Source organism: Haladaptatus sp. (genome assembly GCF_049589095.1).
GTDB lineage: Archaea > Halobacteriota > Halobacteria > Halobacteriales > Haladaptataceae > Haladaptatus.
The window spans coordinates 1-16,941 of sequence record NZ_JBAWAC010000589.1; the positions used below are offsets into that span (position 1 = coordinate 1).

Consider the following 16,941-nt stretch of genomic DNA (forward strand, 5'->3'; position numbering starts at 1 on the left):
CATCGATGCCGTCTTACAAGCCGCCGGGCGTTCGCTGGACGACGTGGTCAAAGCGACCGTGTTCGTGCAGGACATGGACGATTACGACGAGATAAACGAGGTGTACGCCGACTACGTTTCCTCGCCGTATCCGGCCCGAAGCGCCGTCCAAGTCGAGGATCTGCCAATCGACATCGGCGTCGAAATCGAAGTCGTCGCGAGCGCTCGCGGGGAGGAGTGATGAGGAGTAAGGAGGTGATGATATGAGAGCAGTCGCAGTTCGGCGCGGTGAACCCGGACCTCAGCTCATCGACGTTCCGGAGCCGACCTCGGAATCGGGAGAGGCGCTGGTCCGGACCCTTCGGGTCGGCATCGACGGCACCGACCACGAAGTCATTCAGGGAAATCACGGCGGCTATCCGGACGGCGAGGACTATCAGATTCTCGGCCACGAGGCCGTCGGCGTGGTCGAGGACCCGAACGGAACCGACTTCGACGGGGGCGACCTCGTCGTCCCGACGGTCAGACGGCCGGCGGGCGAGCCGAACGAATACTTCGAACGCGGCGAACCGGACGTCGCGCCCGACGGAACGTACCTCGAACGCGGTATCGTCGGCGCGCACGGCTACATGTCCGAGTACTTCACCAGCCCCGAGGAGTACCTCGTCCCCGTCCCCGACGAGTTCGCGGAGACCGGATTTCTGGTCGAACCGATCAGCAACTCCGAGAAGTCCATCGAGTACGCCTACGCTAGCCGCTCGGCGTTCGAGTGGACGCCCGATTCGGGCCTCGTTCTCGGCAACGGCCCGCTCGGGTTGCTCACGCTGGCGATGCTCGTGACCCACGACGATTTCGATCGCGCCTACTGTCTCGGCCGCCGGGACCGACCCGACCCGACCATCGACATCATCGAAAAGCTCGGGGCGACGTACGTCGATTCCCGTGAAACGCCGGTGGACGACATCCCCGACGCCCACGAACCCATCGACTTCGTCTACGAGGCCACGGGTTACGCACCACACGCCTTCCAGACCGTCGATGCCCTCGCGCCGAACGGTGTCGCCGCCCTGCTCGGCATTCCGGGCGACCACACGTTCGAAATCGACGGTGGTCGCCTCCACCGGGACATCGTGCTCCAGAACAAGGCGCTTCTCGGGAGCGTCAACTCGAACGTCCGCCACTACGAGATGGCCAAGGCGTCGCTCGCGGGATTCCCCGACTGGCTCACCGACGAACTGATAACCGGCGTATACGACCCCGAGGACGCCGCAAAGGCGTTCGAATCCGGTCACGACGTCATCAAAACGGTCGTGGAGTTCGACACGCTGTAGAAGCCGCCTATTTTCTTTTCACGTCGAATTCGGACTCCAGTCGATCCGCCGTCTCGTGCTTCTCGATTTTTCTGTAGGTGCGAACGACCGAGTCCAGAGGGAGTATCGGCATCGCCGGGTCGTCGCTCGTCTCCAGCGAGACCTCGTTCAGATCGACCAGCGATTCCTGATGTGGCTTCTCGTCCCGACTGAATATCACTTCGAGCTCCTCGCCGTTCACCTCGTACGTGTCTATCTGTGAGTAGCCGAGTTCCCTCGTCGCGATGAAATCCCCCGCGAACTTCGCGCGAAACTCCTCCGCCGCTTCCTCGGTAGCGAGGATGTCGATATCGTTCGGGTCGTCGTCGAGTCCTCGAAGCACGGTATCGGTGCTGCCGAAGAGACACCACGTCGTGTCGTCCGAAATCCTCGTACGGATTTCGTTCAGCACTTCGCGTTTGGTGGGGGATAGGGTCATGTTACTAACGATGGAGGCCGAACGTAAGAACCCCGCAGCTACCGACCTGATTGCACAGAACCCCGAAACAACCGATGTATCGCTTGGTCAATCGACCGCCGTGTTTCGACCGGACTGGCCAACCGTGGTGAGAGAATGAAAGGGGGCGAGGATTTCCTCTCTTTTCCGCCTATCGTTACGGTTGCTACGAACAGGATTGGCTGGTTTGTGGAACGAATTGGGCAGAAAACAGAGTGGTGAACGTGGGTGACTGGACAGCAGATACCTCCGTTTCTCCCGTTATCCTTCCACTTGCGCGACGATTCGTTCGACGGCGTACTCCGCTTCCGCGTCCGTGAGACACATCGGGTTGACCGTGAACTCACCATCTGAAAGCGCGTCCGCGCCGACGAAGACCCGGGGTTCCTCGCGTCGCAACCCGCGGACGACGTCGGTTGCCGTGACGCCCGCGAGTTCGGCATCGACGCTGACGACGACCTCCGGCGCGACGGCGGTTTTGTCGTCGGCCGTGAGATGCGTTTCGTATCCCGAAACGGCGTCGAGTTCCTCGGCGATTCGCTCCGAGCGGTCGAGCCACTCCGAAATGCGGGCGTCGTGGTCGTCCTCCACGAAGAGTTGGAGGGCGCGAATCAGACCGACGAGTTCCTCCTTACCGACCTTCATCGAGCGACCGATTCCCTGTCGCGGGACGCCGCCGAGTTCGTTCGGGTTCACGAGTTCGAGGGCTGGTTCCCACACCTGCTCGGCCGCGTGCATGTCGAGGTGTTGGGCCGCGACGGACTCGACGAGGTCCTTCCGTCCGGCGAGGATGCCGGTCGTCTGCGGGCCGCGAATCGCCTTCCCGCCGCTGAACGCGACGAGGTCGGCACCGGCCTCGATGAAGGCCGAGAGGTTGCTTACGGGCGGGAGTTCGGCCGCCGCGTCCACGATGACGGGAACGCCGTTGTCGTGAGCGATGTCACAGACGACTCCGAGCGGCGGTTCGGTGTAGGACTTCTCCATGTACGCGACGGCGGCCGTGTTCTCGTCGATCGCGTCCGCAATTTCCCACGGTTCGACGTTGCGCGACCCGGTTCCGAGGTGGCGGTCGTTCGATCCCACGTCCACGATGTTCGCGCCAGCGGCGCGGAGCGCGTGGTCGTAGCCGGTTCGGTGGGTTCGCGGCATGACGATTTCGTCCGGCACGCCCTCCGTCTCCGGCAGTCGCGCCATCGCCCCGATGTCGTCTCCCGCGATACACGCCGCCGCGCCGAGCGCGAGCGCGCTTGACGCGCCGCAGGTGACGTACCCCGCGTCCGCACCGGTCACGTCGGCGATCAACTCGCTCGCCCGGGCCTGTAGGTCCGAGAGGCGGACGAACGCCTCTGATGCTTGTGCCATCGCCTCGACGGCCTCCGGTCGGATGCGACTGCCACCGATCCTCGTCTTCGTCCCCGTCGCGTTGACGACGTGCGGGACACCCAACTCCTCGTAGATGGTTTCATTCGGCATACGAACGTCTCACGCGGCACGGAATAAATAGATTCGCCGTTCGCGTGAGGGATTTGGTCTGGACTCGAATTTCGTAATGCGAAACGAACCCGATCGAAAACGGAAACCCGAATCCGGAAGCTAACAGACGCGGTCGAGAACGCGCTCCCAGAGCGTCGGGAGGCCGTCCCACGACAGCAGTCCTTCGGGTGCCCAGTGTGGCGCACAGTCCGTCGCGTAGGCGAACGAACTCCCGTCGCCGTAGTCGCCGATGACGAGGAACGGGTCGTCCTGCACGGTCGCCCAGACTTCCGCCTCGGGTTTCGCCGTCGTTCGGTTGTAGCCGAGGATGTGCGGCCACTCGTCCGGCAAGTCGACGTCCGGAACGCCCTCGTTTTTCGGTACCGCGCCGCTCGGTGTCTCCACGCGGTCATCTCCCGCAGCGATTTCGACGGGGAGCACGTCGGCGAGCGGCGTCATACCGTAGCGCGCCTGTCCGCCCTTTCCGGCGAAGCTCATGTAGCCGCCGATCATGCCGAGTGCGCCGCCGTCACGGACCCAGTGGGCCAGCACCGCACAGCGGTCGGCGTCGGTATCGCCCGCCGCGACTCGGTCGGTTATCTGGAGCGAGTCCGCGCCGATGTCGCTCAGGAGGACGAGGTCGTACTCGTCCAATTCCTCGGCCGTCCGCGGGAAGGACTTCGCGGCGACGTGACACGGTTGATAGGTCACCGACGCGCCGACCGATTCGAGCGTCTCGATGAACTCGTCGGACGATTCGCCGTATTCGCTGTCGTGCATGACGTTTCTCCCTTTGATTTCGAACTGTACGGTCGTCCACGATTCGCCAGCGAGCAAAACGTTCGTCATTGTTCCCGGTGTCAAACCCTTGGGGTATAATCCTATCGTTCGCGTCAGAACGGGAACAGTCGCGCCGCCTCGTCCTCGGTGAGCGGCGTTCCGTACTCACTCGCCTCGAACGCCTCGGCGTACTGAACGTCCGTACCGTCCGGACCGTACCGTTCGACCAGTCCGTTGCGATACCGACCGGCCACGTCCGAAAGCGCCCGAACGTGGGGAAGGCCGCCGTTTCGCAGCCAGCGGAACCGCTCGTCGGGGTCGTCGGGCACCTCGTCGATGGTCCCCTCCACGTACGGAAGCCACTCGTACATCTGGCTGTCGTGGCAGTCGAGCATCTCGAACTTGCGCTCGACGGTGTCGTCGATATCCACCACCACGTCCGGCGAGAACGGGTTGGGTCGGTCGAACGTGTCGCTCATGTACGCGAAGACGGGGTTCGATTCGAGCGCGGCCGTCTCGGGGCAGACGTTCGGCACGGCGACCATGTAGGCCGCATCCCGCACGAGTTGTGCCGTGTAGCGGTGGTCCGGGTGGTAGTCGTTCGGGCGGTGAGTGATCACGAGGTCGGGACCGAACTCCCGAATCCGTTCGATGAGTCGTTCGCGGTTTTCGAGCGACGGTTGGAGGTTCCCGTCCGGAACGTCGAACAGTTCGAATTCCGCACCGGCGACCGCCGCGGACGCGTTTCCTTCCTCGCGTCGTCGTCGCACCAACTCCTCCCCCTGCAGGTCGTGGTGTCCAGCGGAACCGTCCGTCATCGAGAGGAACAGCACGTCGTGACCGTCGTCGGCATATTTGCACGCCACACCACCGGCTTTGAGGTCGCAATCGTCGGGATGCGCGCCCACGACGAGAACTCCCAAGGTATCCGTAGCCATCAGTTGCCCGAACACGATTCCCTGACATAAGTTCTCCGGACGACGGGTCCGAAACCGCCGCTGTGGGGAGTTATTTGTAGATGGACTGTGAGGGTGTGGTATGTCGGTTACGAACGTGTCAGCCATCCCCGTAGAGATGGGTGTCCAGCCACTCGAATCGGGACTGGGTCTCGCACCGTACGTGAGCAACCACGATCAAGTCGAATCCGTCACGCGAATGCTCGTCAAAGTCGAGACAGACGAGGACGTAACCGGGTGGGGGGAGATGCTCGTCGGCATGAAATCCGCCGCGGTGACCAAGGCCGTCATCGACGACGTGATCGCGCCGGAACTCGTCGGTCGCGAAATCGGCGACATCCGCGACTTCGTCGAGTCATTTTATTTCCCATACGTGAAAGTTCGGCCGTTCCTGGGGGCCGTCGAAACCGCACTCTGGGACGCGCTCGGGAAGAAACTCGACGCGCCAGTGTACCAATTGCTCGGCGGCAAGACCCGCGATGAAGTCGATATCGCGACCTGTCTCGGCATCCTCGGACCCGAGGAGTCGCGCACCTACGCCCGTCGAGCGGTCGATCACGGCTTTTCCACGTTGAAAACGAAGGCCGGACCGGATTGGCGCGAGGACGTGGAGCGAATCCGCGCGATGCACGACGAGGTGGACGGGGAACTCGAATTCCGACTCGACCCCAATCAGGGCTGGGCGTTCGAGGACGCGGTGCGCGTCGCCACCCGCCTCGAAGAGGAAGGTATCCTGCTCCAGTATCTCGAACAACCCGTCCGCATCGACACCTACGGAACCTACGCCTCGCTCCGAAACCGCGTCCGGACCCCGATAGCGGTCAACGAGGACGCCTACTTCCCGCGGAACCTCCGCTTTCTGTTGCAGGCCGACGCTATCGACGTGGCCGTCGTGGACCTCGTTCCGGCGGGCGGCATCCTCGCCGTCCGGGATCAGGTCGCCATGGCGGCCAACGCGGGGGTCTCGGTCTCACACCACTGCGGGTTCGACCTCGGCGTCAAGACGGCCGCGGTGCTCCACACCGTGGCGAGCACGCCCGGCATCAACCTCCCGCCGGACAGCACGTACTACGGATGGGACGACTATATCATCGAGGAGCCGTTCGAAGTCGAGGACGGCGCGTATCCGGTGCCCGACGGACCGGGCCTCGGCATCACGGTGGACGAGGAGAAGGTCGAGCGGTATCGGTGTGACTGAGAAGTAGAAAATTCGAAATCAGTCGCCCTCGGCCGATTCGCTCGTCGTCGCGGGACCCGCTTCCACGGGCTCTCCCTCCGCCAGCGGGGCACTGTTCCAGTACTCGTGATTGCCCTGCTGTCGGAAACACGCCGACCGACGGCCGTCGCCGTCGTGGTCGGCCAGGGTCGGACACTCTTTCGTACACGCTTCGCGGGCCTCGGGACACCGCGTGTGGAACCGGCACCCGGACGGCGGGTCGGTGGGCGTGGGGATGTCGAGCGAGCGGATCGGCGGGTCCGAGACGCCCTCGGAGCGGTTTCTGAGGTCCGAAGTCGCCCACAGGAGCACCTTCGTGTACGGGTGCTGTGGGTCGTGGATTATCTGCTCGGGGGTGCCGATTTCCACGAGTTCGCCGAGGTACATGATACCGATCCGGCCGTTCGCCCGTTGCGTGAGGTGTTTCGCGTTGGCGAGGTCGTGGGAGATGTAGAGGTAGGACGTGCTGAACTGATCTTGTAATTCCAGCATCAGGTCCATCATCTCGGCGCGAAGGCTCACGTCGAGCGCGCTGACGGCCTCGTCCGCGAGAATGAGGTCGGGGTTCATCAGCAGCGACCGGATGAGCGCCACGCGCTGTTGTTCACCGCCCGAGAGTTGATGCGGATAGCGGTTGGCGTAATCCTCCGCCGGGGCCATCCCGACGTATTCGAGCAGGCCGTAGATGCGGGCGCGTCGGTCCGCCTCGCTCATCTCCGGTTGCCAGTGTTTCAGCGGGTCGGCGAGGCTCGATTCGACGGTGTAGTTCGAATTGAGCGAGCTACCGGGGTCCTGATGGATCATCTGGAGCGACCGGCGGATTTCGCTGGACGAATACTCCCCCGCTGATTTTCCGCCGCCGAACCATCCACTGGATTCCTTCGTTTCCCAGACGTCCTGGCCGCGATAGAGTACCTTTCCCTCGGTGGGGCGTTGGACGCCGATGGCGGTCTTTCCGAGCGTCGTCTTTCCACACCCGGACTCGCCGACGAGGGCGACAATGTCGTTTTCGTACACGTCAAGGCTCACGTCGTCCACGGCGTGGACGGTTTCCGAACCGGCGAGGCCGAGCAACCGCTCCTTCTCGAAGTGGACGCTCACGTTTTGCAGGGAGAGCAACGGTTCGCCCGTTCGGTCGATCATCGTCGCTCACCCCCGTTGGCGTTCGCGTTCACGTCCGCGCTCACATCGGCTCCCGAGTCGCCGAGCGACAACGGGATTTCCTCCCGGGCGTTTCGCCAATGGAAACACGCGGTGTCGTGGCCGTCGGCCACGTCGTGCAGGTGCGGAACCTCGGTTCGGCACGTCTCGTCCGCCAGCGGACAGCGCGGATTGAACGAACAACCCTTCGGAAGCGACACGGGGTCGGGACTCGATCCCTCGATACCCTCGATGTCCATCGCCCGGTCCGAGATGTTCGGCACGGCGTTGAGCAACGCGCGAGTGTACGGATGGGCAGCGTGGTCGAGGAGTTCGTCCGTCGGGCCGAGTTCGACGAGGTCGAAGGCGTACATCACGGCAAGCCGGTCGGCGAGGTCGGCGATCAGCGGCAGGTCGTGCGTGACGAACACCATCGTCAGGTCGTACTTTGCCTGTAGGTCTTCCAGCATACCGATGATGGACCGCTGCATGAGGAGGTCGAGTGCCGCCGTGGGTTCGTCCATGACGACCACGTTCGGGTCGAGGACGAGACCGAGCGCGATGAGCGCCCGCTGTTTCATCCCGCCCGACAGTTCATGCGGATGCGAGCGGAGCACGCGGTCGGCATCGAGGTAGAGGTCGGCGAGTAATTCGCGAGCGAACGCCATCCCCTCGGTGCGGTCGGCGTCGTGCGCACGGAGCGTCTCCTCGAAGTGACTGCCGATGGTCATCGTCGGGTTGAACGCGCTTTGGGCACCTTGGATGACGAACGAAATTTCGTTCCAGCGGAGCGCGGTGAGTTCCTCGCGCGAGAGCGAGAGCACGTCCATCGGTTCGCCGCCGTCCGGCGGATGGTAGATGATTTCGCCGTCCACCTGTCCCGGCGAGACGATGGCGTCTAGCATCGCGGAGGCGAGCATCGACTTTCCGGACCCGCTCTCGCCGACGATGCCGAGCACTTCGCCCGCGTGAACGTCAATGCTTACGTCGCGGAGAACGCGGGAGTCCCCACGGTCCATGCTGAAGGAAACGCTGGCGTCGCGCACTTCTAAGATCACGTCTTCGTCGGGGGGCGTGCTCGCTCCCGGCGTGGATCGATAGTTGGTCGCCATTTCGGCTACCTCCACCGGCCGTCGGTTTCGTGGTTCCGGACGGCGTGTCGATGGCTTTCGCAAGCGATTCGATTCGGGTTCGTGGTTCGTGCGGTGTACATGGGTCGTATCGTGGATCGTGAAGTCATCAGTTGTACCCTATCAGTCGGAGTCCGAGGTGGCCGAAGATGGCGTAAACGAAGGCGCTCGTTCCCAGGATGGCGAGCATCCCGGAGAGGACGCCGTTCGTCACGAACGGGACGTACCCCGAGAGGAGGAGGGCGAACGCCCAGAAGACGACGCCCAACATGGTGACGAAGGCGATGAACGACTGGCGAACGACGAGCAACAGGGAGACGGTCTGCCCGTGGTCGGCTTCGACGCTCATTCGTCACCTCCGGCGCTCTCGTGGCGCGCACGCAGGCGGACGTTGAACACCCGGTCGAGGCCCTGTGCGAGCAGGATGAATCCGAGCGAGATGAGGATGATGAGCGCCATCGGGATCAACAGCCAGTGGATCTGGTTCGGGTTCGTCAGGTCAGCCTGGTTGTACGCTTTCTGCATCATCAGACCCCAGTTCGGGTTCGATTGCGGGAGGATACCGAGGAAGTACAACCCGACGGATTCGAAGATGATACTCCGGGAGCTATTGGCGAAGTTGACCGAGATGTACGGCATCATGTTCGAGATGACGTCCTTCCGGAGGATGTGGAACTCGGACAGGCCCATGATTCGGGACGCTTCGGTGAACGACTCCTCGCGGATGCTCAACACCTGCGAGCGAATCGTGCGCGCCAACTTCGGCCAATTGTCGATACCGAGGATGAGGCCGACGACGTACGGTTGCTCCGGTTGATAGATGCTCGCCAGCACGATGACCAACGCCAGTCCGGGAATCGTGAGGACGACGTCGGTGAGCGTCATCAGCGCGGAATCGGTGCGGCCTCCACGGTACCCTGCCACCGTCCCGATGACCGTCCCGAGACAGACCGAGACCAACGCACCGGCCAGAATTATTTCGAGCATCGCCGGTGTCGAGTGAACGACCCGCTTGAGTATCGATTTCCCCATCACGTTGGTTCCGAGCGGATACTGCCAATTTTGAAACGGCGGTACGAATATCGGACCTTCCATCACGGTGGCTTTCGGCACGAGAACGATGCCGAACGGTTCGATGGCGACGATGCCCACGACGACGAATCCCAGGAGGATGAGCGAACCGACGAGCGCGCGCCAGTCGTCCAACAACACCGCGGTCGGCGCGTAAATCCGTCGTTCGAACGACCGGCGCGCTTTCTCTCGCGTCGTCAGTTCGGGGACGTTCGACATCTGAGTGAAGATGCTGTCGTCGATCCCACCCCTGGACCGCTCGCTCGTCCCGCCATCGGTTCGTGCGGTGGAGTTCTCGGACTCCTCAGTAGGATTCACGGCTACTTCCTCCTTTGACGCGCGGGTCGATGACGCCGTAAGTCAAGTCGGCGATGAGGATGCCGACGAGCGTGATCGCGGTGAAGAAGATGAACGCCCCCATGATGACCGGGTAATCCCGGTTCATGAGCGCGTTGAACGTCACCAATCCCATCGCGGGATAGTTGAAGATTTTCTCCAGAATGATGCTGCTGCCGAAGATGCTGGCGATGCCCATCATGATGCTCGTGTAGACGGGCAACAGCGCGTTCCGACCGACGTAGCGGATGGCGATTCTCCCCTGACTGATGCCGCGCAGTTGCGCGACCCTGATGTAGCCTTCACCCATCTCGCGGATGCAGTTGCCCCGGAACGCCAGCGCACCGCCGAACCCGGCGATGAACGACGACAGCACGGGGAGGATGGCGTGTTTGACGACGCCGACGATGAACGGCAAGTTGAGTCCGGCCGTCGTGTTCGGATCCATCCGTCCGCCGCTCGGCAACCAGCCGAGGTAGAACGAGAAGACGATGAGCGAGAGGATGGCGACGATGTAGTACGGGACGGTGGTGTTGGCGATGGAAACCATCGTCATTCCGGTGTCGAACGGGCTTCCCTCGTTGTACGCCATCACCGCGCCGAGCAGCAAACTGACGGTCGTCCCGAGCGCGAGGCCGTAGATGCTGATGAAGATCGACCACGGCATCGCCTCGAACAGGATGTCGAAGACGGGCCTGTTCTTGAATATCGACCGCCCGAAGTCCTGATAGAGGACGATGTTTCGGAGGTAGTCGTAGTACGAAACGTACCACGGCTGTGATGGATCGATACCCGTGTAGGTCTGCACCATCGCGTTGATGTGTTCCATCTGCTGGGCCGATGGACTGTTCCCCTGTTCCAGCATCTGTTGCATCAGATGGATCTTCACCATCTGAACCGGACCGAACGGAAGCATCCGGTACAGAGCGAACGTTACTGTCAGCGCGAGGAAAAACACCAGCACTGACTGGCCGATCCGCTTCCAATAATACATCGTGTTACTGTGCTTGTGTTTCTCCCACCGCAATAAAGGTATGGGAGAGATTGTCTGGAACGGACCATTCATTACGGTCCTCGACGAGGGAACGATATGACACTGCTCACCCGAATTCTCGACGTATTCGGACGCGGGGGCGACGATGACGCCGAAACGTACCAGTGTATCAGGTGCGGCGAGACCTTCGACCGCGAGTACTACGAGTGCCCCGCGTGTGGCGTCCAACACGGCGTCGCGCGTGTCGACGGCGGGTCGGACGAAACGTTTAATTCCTGATGAACGAGTGACCCGAACGAATGTCCCACAGGTTGACCCTCTTCGATTACGTCTGCTCGAACGCGGATAAGTTCGCGCTGTTGCTGGCCTTCGAGTGTCTCGCCGGTCTCCTCTCGCTCGCGCTCTTCTTCGGTTCCGAACCCGGAACGTCCCAACACGTCGTTTCCATTCTGAACATCGCGGGTGCGAGCGTGCTCGGGGCCGCGACGGCGGCGATTCTGCTGAAGTGCTACCGTACGTGAAAAAATAGCCACGTGGATGACGGTTGGTGTGATGGTCGATGTGATGGTCGATACCGACGTGACGACACGAGACCGATGGCGACGGTTCGCCTACTTCGTCTTGGCGTTAATGTGTCCCTTCATCAGGAACTCCATCGAGTTGGTGTAGTGTTCGTTCTTCGTCTCCTTTGCGTGTGGGTGGTCGTCCACTTTCCCGGTCGGGAAGTCGAACTTGTCCTCGTTGCCCCAGTACGCCCGCGTCTCGTCGTAGAATCCGATGTGGGGAACCTGCCAGTTCGTGTACCACATCAGCTTCCGGGTGAACTTCTTGACCTCCTTCGTGGACTGGGTCTGGGACATGATGTTGTCCCACTTGACGGGGTAGAGCGTCTGTTTCGCGCCGCCGTTGCCCATCTGCCCGACCTTCGTCGGATACTTGGGACGGATAAGTTGGTTCAGCTTCTTGCTCCGGTTCTGCGTGAGGTCCGGCGTCCGGCGGTCCACCTTACAGGACTTCGTCGGTTCCTTCGCGTCCACCACTTCGTCGAACTTCCCGATTCCGGCGACGCTGAGGGTAGAGTACGCGTTCGCCGGGTGTGAGGTGTCCGAGAACCAGTTGACCATGTCGAAGTCGTGCGTGTCCGTCCAGCGCTTCCAGAAGCCGCTGCTCGACGGGATGATGAGTTTGTTTCCGAAGCCGAACTCCTTGAGCTTCGGGCTGACATAGTTCCCGATGGTCTCGTAGATGTTCCACGGCGGCGTGAGGTAGGTGAGTCCTTTGACCTCGTCGCCGCTCGAATCGGCCCAGTACTTGCCGTTCTTCGAGTACCCGGCGTCCTTGAGCACTTTCTTGGCTTTCTGGGGTTCGGAGTTGCGACCATATCCGATGAGTTTGTTCCGGAAGCCCTCGCCCGCCCACTGGTTCGTCGCTTTCGTGGACATCCCGGTGACGGTGTCGCGCGGTTTGTAGTTCAACCCTTGCGTGCTCTTGATGACCTGCACGAGTTCGTCGTGGTCGAGGAGGTAGGCGATAGCCCGACGAACGGGGCGACGTGCGAGGTGCTTATTGTTCCAGTTCATCGAGAGCTTCACGATGCTGGAGGTGGGGAACCGATTGAACACGTCCACCTTGCTGTTCTGTTTGGCCTGATTTATCGTCTTGTCACCCATGTCGAGCTGTCCGGCGTTGAGCGCCTGAATGGCCTTCTGTTTCTCGGAGATGAGATGCCAGTTGAACGTCTTCAGGTTCGTCCAGTCGGCGCGCGGGTGGTCCTCGTACTTCTCGTGGACGGCGTTGGTCGGCGAGAGCTGTTTCGGCTTCCACATCCCGCAACCGAGGCCCTTGTCCACGAGGTCGTTCAGGGTGATCGTCGTCGACGTCAGGTCCTTCGTCACCTTCTCGACGGCGCTTTCGCCACCGGCGTCCTCGTACTGTTCGAGCCACGATTTGAAGTAATCGTGCTTGACGACGGTGGTGAAATACGGAGTCGCCGTCTTCTGGAGCGTGGGATTGGCCGGTCCCGACAGGGTGTGTTTGAGCGTGTGTTTGTCGACGACTTCCCAACTGTCGTCGGTGTTCTCCGGGCCGTAGCTGGCTTTGTAATCGCTGATGAGCTGTGCGGTGTGGACGTCCTGTGCGGTCACTGGTTTTCCGTCCCACCACGTGTAATCGTCCTTGAGTTTTATTTCGACCTCACAACCGCCTCCCTTGAGGTTGATCTCGTCCGCGAGCCAGTAGATCGGGTCCCCGTTCGCGTTGGGGTACACCAGCGACTCCCACCACATGTAATCCATCCAGTACTCGGTGTTCTTGGTGTCAGTGAAGGGGTTGATGTTGGAACTACTCGGCTGCCAACTGACCGGCGCGCGCATGTTCAGTTCCGTCGTGACCGGCGAACCGCCACCGCCGCCGTCGGTCCCGTCCGAACCACCGTCGGTGTTCGACATCGTGACGTCCTGGTCGTTGGGATTGTCACCGGCACAACCGGCCAATCCTGCTATCGTCGCGCTGCCGCTGAGCGCCATCCACTGGCGACGTGTCAGACGACTTCCATCGGGCTCGCCGCTAGAACCGTGGTTGCTGTTAACCATACTCGATTCGATATTAAAATGAACATAGAAAATGGTTTGGGTTAGTGACTGTCCAACGTGTGAACCCAAAACCGTTTGTACCCGGACGACAGGTGGGAGATATGGCTTTCAGTGCAGAGAGAAACGGCGACGTCGCCATCGTCACCGGGGCGGCGAAGGGTATCGGTCGAGCCATTGCGGAACGACTCGCGGACGCGGGAACCACCGTCATCGTCGCGGACGTGGACGAGGACGGCGGAGAGGAAACCGTCTCCCGCATCGAGGAAAGTGGAGGTACGGCCGAGTTCGTCCGAACCGACGTGAGCGAGTCCGCCGACGTCGCCGCAATGGTCGAGGCGACGATGGAGCGTCACGGGAGCATCGACGTCCTCGTGAACAACGCGGGCGGGTCGTTCGACGACGGGAACGTCGCCGACGTCTCCGACGAAACGTGGGAGCGGATCATCGACGTGAACCTGAAGGGACAGTTCCTCTGCGCTCGGGAGACCATCCCCGCGATGGTCGAGTCGGGCGGGGGTTCGATGGTCCACATCTCGTCCATCAACGCGAAAGTCGGCATCGGGTTGGCCTCCTACTCCGCCGCGAAAAACGGGATCATCGCGCTCTCCAGAATCGTCGCGACCCAGTACGGCCGACACGGGATTCGATCGAACGCCATCTGCCCGGGGAGCATCATCACCGATGCATCCAGCGAGAAACTGACGACGGAGGGACCGGTTCGGGAGGAGTGGTTGAACCAGTATCCAGTCGGTCGGTTCGGCCGTCCCGAGGACGTGGCCGCCGCCGCGTTCTACCTCACGTCCGATGACGCGTCGTTCGTCACCGGCACCGAACTCGTCGTCGATGGCGGCCTCTCCGCGGGCCTCGATCAGCAGTTGGAGACGATGATGTACGATATCGACGAACCGCCGACGCGAAACCGAAGATAAACGCGAAACCGAAGATACTATCGAACCACGGTTTTCCGGACAGAAGTATAAGTAGCCCGGCGAGAAAGCGGAGTTATGATCACCGAGTGCCGTCGTCTCACCGATTACGGACACGTCTTCGCCGGTATCGACCGTTGGAATCGAACACATCCCGACTTCTCCATTTCCGACCGACTGGTGTCACAGAACGTCTTCGCGCCGTTCGACGGGATGGACGTGACGGCGTGGGGCGGGTTCGAGAACGACGAACTCGTCGCCTTCGTGCTCGGAAAACGGCTCACAGAAGCCGTTCCGGACTACGCGGACGGAACCGTGGGGTGGATCAGCCTGTTCGCCGACGATTCCGATGACGACACTCACATCGCTTCGGAACTGCTCGCCAAGGTCGAGCGAGACATGGCGGCACGAGGCGTCACCCGACTCCGATTCGGTGGTGACCCCGGGCAGTTCCTGCCGGGCGTACCGACGGAATTCGATACCCTCCGGGAATCCCTCCGCGAAGCGGGGTTCGCCCCCGACGGGACGTATTTCGACCTGAAAGGCGACCTCACGACGTACGAATCACCCCCGCGAATCGCGGACGTCGATTCCGCGTGGCCGAACCTGACGCTCGAACGCGTCGGCGCGAACGTCGAACCGCTGTTCACGTTTCTTTCTGATCAGTTCCCGGGCCGCTGGCTATACGAAGCGCGGAACTTCGCCCGCGTTCCCGGCGGTGCCGACGACTACTGGCTCCTTCGAAACGACGGAAAAGCCGTCGGATTCGGTCGAACCAACACGCCCGAATCGGGATATCGCGGCGGCAACGTCAACTGGGTGGACCGATTCGACGGGCGCGTCTGTGGTCTGGGACCGCTCGGAATCGACGAGGCGTATCGCGGCCGCGGGTGGGGTCTCTGGCTGGTCGCCACGCTCGCCGAGCGTTACCGCGATGCGGGCTACGATCACATGGTCATCGACTGGACCGACCTCGTCGGCTACTACGCCAAACTCGGCTTCGAACCGTGGGTCGCCTACGAGTCGTTCACGAAGGAACTCGACCGGGAGACGGCGCGATGACCGAGCGCATCGTCATCGGCCTGATGTCCGGGACGTCGCTCGACGGCGTGGACGCGGCCTGTTGTCGGATTCGCGACGATGGAAGGGACAACTACGACGTCATGGTCGAATCGTTCGTCACGGAATCCTACGATTTCGCGCTCCGAAACCGGATCGAGGCGGCCTGTTCGGACGCGGGAACCATCGCCGAGGCGTGCAACCTGAACGTCGCGCTCGGAACTGTCTTCGCGGATGCGGCCGACGCGGCGGCGTCGGCCGCGGACATCGGCCTCGGGGACGTTGACGCCATCGGCTCACACGGTCAGACGGTCCGACACGAGCCTGAACCGCGGAAAATGCCAGCGGGCGAGGAGCGGTTGCGTTCGACGCTCCAAATCGGCGATGGGAGCCTCATCGCCGAACGCACCGGCGTCACGACGATAGCCGACTTCCGCACCGCCGACGTCGCGGTCGGCGGCCACGGCGCGCCGCTCGTCCCGTTCGCCGACCTCGCGCTGCTCGCCGACGACGAGTCGTTCCGTATCGCCCAGAACGTCGGCGGCATCGGGAACTGCACTGCGCTTCCACCCGGTGCGGGACCGGAGAACGTGACTGCCTTCGACACCGGTCCCGGAAACATGGTCATCGACGGCGTGATCGAACTGCTCACCGACGGCGAGCGAACCTACGACGAGGACGGGAAAACGGCCCGCGAGGGAACCGTCGATGAATCCGTCCTCGCCGACGCGATGGACGACGAGTACTTCCGGGAAGCGCCGCCGAAATCGACCGGGCGCGAACGGTTCGGCCGCGAGTACGCACGGGAGTTCGTCGCTGCCTGCCGCGAACACGACTGCTCGGATCCGGATATCGTCGCGACGGCGACTGCGCTGACGGCCCGCTCCATCGCCGATGCCTACCGACGATTCGTTTCCCAGTCACCCGATGAAATCGTCGTTTCGGGTGGCGGTGCGTTCAATCCGACGCTGCTCGACCTGCTCGAAGCCGAGGTGGACGCGCCGGTACAAACCATCGACGAGTACGGCGTCGGTGCCGGCGAGAAGGAAGCCGTCGCGTTCGCCCTGCTCGCTGCGGCCGCGCTCGACGGCGTCCCGAACAACGTCCCCGGCGCGACGGGCGCATCACGACCGGTCGTCATGGGCAAGCGCTGTCCGCCGACGGACCGATAGGGCCTGGCGACCCGTTTTTTCCGAGTGCTCGGCGTCTCCTTTCTATCGATCGACAGCTTTCGGTACCGTCGAATCACCAGCGAGACGATTCGTCGGGGAATCGAGGTCGAAGCGGAAGGTATGTGGAGAGAAATCGTCCCGGAAGCGGTTTCGGACGGTCCGAAATTCGTCACGAAAATACAGTGATGACGAACGGCGGCGAGAGGTACCGAGCGTCCCGCCGAGACCACCATTACACGCTTATGCTCGTAATGCTCGCTGTGAGCGAAAATCCATCGAACAGCGCCATGAGGTTAGTTCACACGGATTTGG

18 protein-coding genes are annotated in these 16,941 nt (G+C 62.2%); 8 read left to right on the forward strand and 10 right to left on the reverse strand.

What is annotated here, in order from left to right; genetic code table 11:
* Together WBV42_RS18295 and WBV42_RS18300 are read left to right on the forward strand one after the other, a co-directional pair.
* Positions 1-220: Rid family hydrolase (locus WBV42_RS18295; RefSeq protein WP_423987298.1), on the forward strand; the 220-nt coding region annotated here is incomplete at its 5' end.
* A 22-nt stretch (positions 221-242) separates the two neighbouring features.
* On the forward strand, positions 243-1,310 hold the full coding sequence (locus WBV42_RS18300) for a glucose 1-dehydrogenase (RefSeq protein ID WP_423987299.1): 1,068 nt from the start codon (positions 243-245) through the stop codon (positions 1,308-1,310).
* Positions 1,311-1,317: 7 nt separating this feature from the next.
* Here the strand turns inward: WBV42_RS18300 and WBV42_RS18305 are convergent, their stop codons facing one another.
* The 4 genes from WBV42_RS18305 to WBV42_RS18320 all read right to left on the reverse strand — a co-directional run bounded on the left by WBV42_RS18305 (position 1,318) and on the right by WBV42_RS18320 (position 4,976).
* Positions 1,318-1,767 (reverse strand): hypothetical protein, encoded by a 450-nt coding sequence (locus tag WBV42_RS18305; protein WP_423987300.1) that lies wholly within the window; start codon positions 1,765-1,767, stop codon positions 1,318-1,320.
* Between the two features lie 279 nt (positions 1,768-2,046).
* The gene (locus WBV42_RS18310) at positions 2,047-3,258 is read right to left on the reverse strand and encodes an aminotransferase class V-fold PLP-dependent enzyme (RefSeq protein WP_423987301.1); all 1,212 of its coding nucleotides are present in this window, start codon (positions 3,256-3,258) and stop codon (positions 2,047-2,049) included.
* 120 nt (positions 3,259-3,378) lie between these two features.
* Positions 3,379-4,107, reverse strand: a complete 729-nt coding sequence (locus WBV42_RS18315; protein ID WP_423987302.1) for a glutamine amidotransferase — start codon at positions 4,105-4,107, stop codon at positions 3,379-3,381.
* A gap of 44 nt (positions 4,108-4,151) precedes the next feature.
* Complete coding sequence (locus WBV42_RS18320) at positions 4,152-4,976, reverse strand: PIG-L deacetylase family protein (protein ID WP_423987303.1); 825 nt, start codon at positions 4,974-4,976, stop codon at positions 4,152-4,154.
* A gap of 100 nt (positions 4,977-5,076) precedes the next feature.
* On the opposite strand from WBV42_RS18320, the gene WBV42_RS18325 reads away from it, so the two are divergent.
* Positions 5,077-6,192: a mandelate racemase/muconate lactonizing enzyme family protein gene (locus WBV42_RS18325; protein ID WP_423987304.1), complete on the forward strand. Its 1,116-nt coding sequence runs from the start codon at positions 5,077-5,079 to the stop codon at positions 6,190-6,192.
* Positions 6,193-6,210: 18 nt separating this feature from the next.
* Here WBV42_RS18325 and WBV42_RS18330 read toward each other — a convergent pair whose 3' ends face one another.
* The 5 genes from WBV42_RS18330 to WBV42_RS18350 all read right to left on the reverse strand — a co-directional run bounded on the left by WBV42_RS18330 (position 6,211) and on the right by WBV42_RS18350 (position 10,881).
* Complete coding sequence (locus WBV42_RS18330) at positions 6,211-7,353, reverse strand: ABC transporter ATP-binding protein (protein ID WP_423987305.1); 1,143 nt, start codon at positions 7,351-7,353, stop codon at positions 6,211-6,213.
* On the reverse strand, positions 7,350-8,462 hold the full coding sequence (locus tag WBV42_RS18335; protein WP_423987314.1) for an ABC transporter ATP-binding protein: 1,113 nt from the start codon (positions 8,460-8,462) through the stop codon (positions 7,350-7,352). The genes WBV42_RS18330 and WBV42_RS18335 overlap by 4 nt, the downstream gene beginning before the upstream one ends.
* 127 nt (positions 8,463-8,589) lie before the next feature.
* Positions 8,590-8,829 (reverse strand): hypothetical protein, encoded by a 240-nt coding sequence (locus WBV42_RS18340; protein WP_423987306.1) that lies wholly within the window; start codon positions 8,827-8,829, stop codon positions 8,590-8,592.
* The gene (locus WBV42_RS18345; RefSeq protein WP_423987307.1) at positions 8,826-9,869 is read right to left on the reverse strand and encodes an ABC transporter permease; all 1,044 of its coding nucleotides are present in this window, start codon (positions 9,867-9,869) and stop codon (positions 8,826-8,828) included. Before WBV42_RS18345 ends, WBV42_RS18340 begins: the two co-directional genes overlap by 4 nt.
* Positions 9,856-10,881 carry an ABC transporter permease gene (locus WBV42_RS18350; protein WP_423987308.1) on the reverse strand — a complete coding sequence of 342 codons (1,026 nt, stop codon included), beginning with the start codon at positions 10,879-10,881 and terminating at the stop codon, positions 9,856-9,858. Before WBV42_RS18350 ends, WBV42_RS18345 begins: the two co-directional genes overlap by 14 nt.
* A 96-nt stretch (positions 10,882-10,977) precedes the next feature.
* Between WBV42_RS18350 and WBV42_RS18355 the strand changes: the two genes are divergently transcribed.
* Both WBV42_RS18355 and WBV42_RS18360 read left to right on the forward strand, forming a co-directional pair.
* Positions 10,978-11,160 carry a hypothetical protein gene (locus WBV42_RS18355; RefSeq protein ID WP_423987309.1) on the forward strand — a complete coding sequence of 61 codons (183 nt, stop codon included), beginning with the start codon at positions 10,978-10,980 and terminating at the stop codon, positions 11,158-11,160.
* 20 nt (positions 11,161-11,180) lie between these two features.
* Positions 11,181-11,402: a hypothetical protein gene (locus WBV42_RS18360; RefSeq protein ID WP_253228774.1), complete on the forward strand. Its 222-nt coding sequence runs from the start codon at positions 11,181-11,183 to the stop codon at positions 11,400-11,402.
* A gap of 90 nt (positions 11,403-11,492) precedes the next feature.
* On the opposite strand, the gene WBV42_RS18365 is transcribed toward WBV42_RS18360, so the two are convergent.
* Entirely contained in the window at positions 11,493-13,472 is a 1,980-nt protein-coding gene (locus WBV42_RS18365; protein WP_423987310.1) for an ABC transporter substrate-binding protein, read from the reverse strand.
* 101 nt (positions 13,473-13,573) lie between these two features.
* On the opposite strand from WBV42_RS18365, the gene WBV42_RS18370 reads away from it, so the two are divergent.
* The 3 genes from WBV42_RS18370 to WBV42_RS18380 all read left to right on the forward strand — a co-directional run bounded on the left by WBV42_RS18370 (position 13,574) and on the right by WBV42_RS18380 (position 16,629).
* Positions 13,574-14,401, forward strand: a complete 828-nt coding sequence (locus tag WBV42_RS18370; protein WP_423987311.1) for an SDR family NAD(P)-dependent oxidoreductase — start codon at positions 13,574-13,576, stop codon at positions 14,399-14,401.
* A gap of 75 nt (positions 14,402-14,476) precedes the next feature.
* The gene (locus tag WBV42_RS18375) at positions 14,477-15,460 is read left to right on the forward strand and encodes a GNAT family N-acetyltransferase (protein WP_423987312.1); all 984 of its coding nucleotides are present in this window, start codon (positions 14,477-14,479) and stop codon (positions 15,458-15,460) included.
* Positions 15,457-16,629 carry an anhydro-N-acetylmuramic acid kinase gene (locus WBV42_RS18380; RefSeq protein WP_423987313.1) on the forward strand — a complete coding sequence of 391 codons (1,173 nt, stop codon included), beginning with the start codon at positions 15,457-15,459 and terminating at the stop codon, positions 16,627-16,629. The genes WBV42_RS18375 and WBV42_RS18380 overlap by 4 nt, the downstream gene beginning before the upstream one ends.
* Positions 16,630-16,941: the final 312 nt, after the last annotated feature.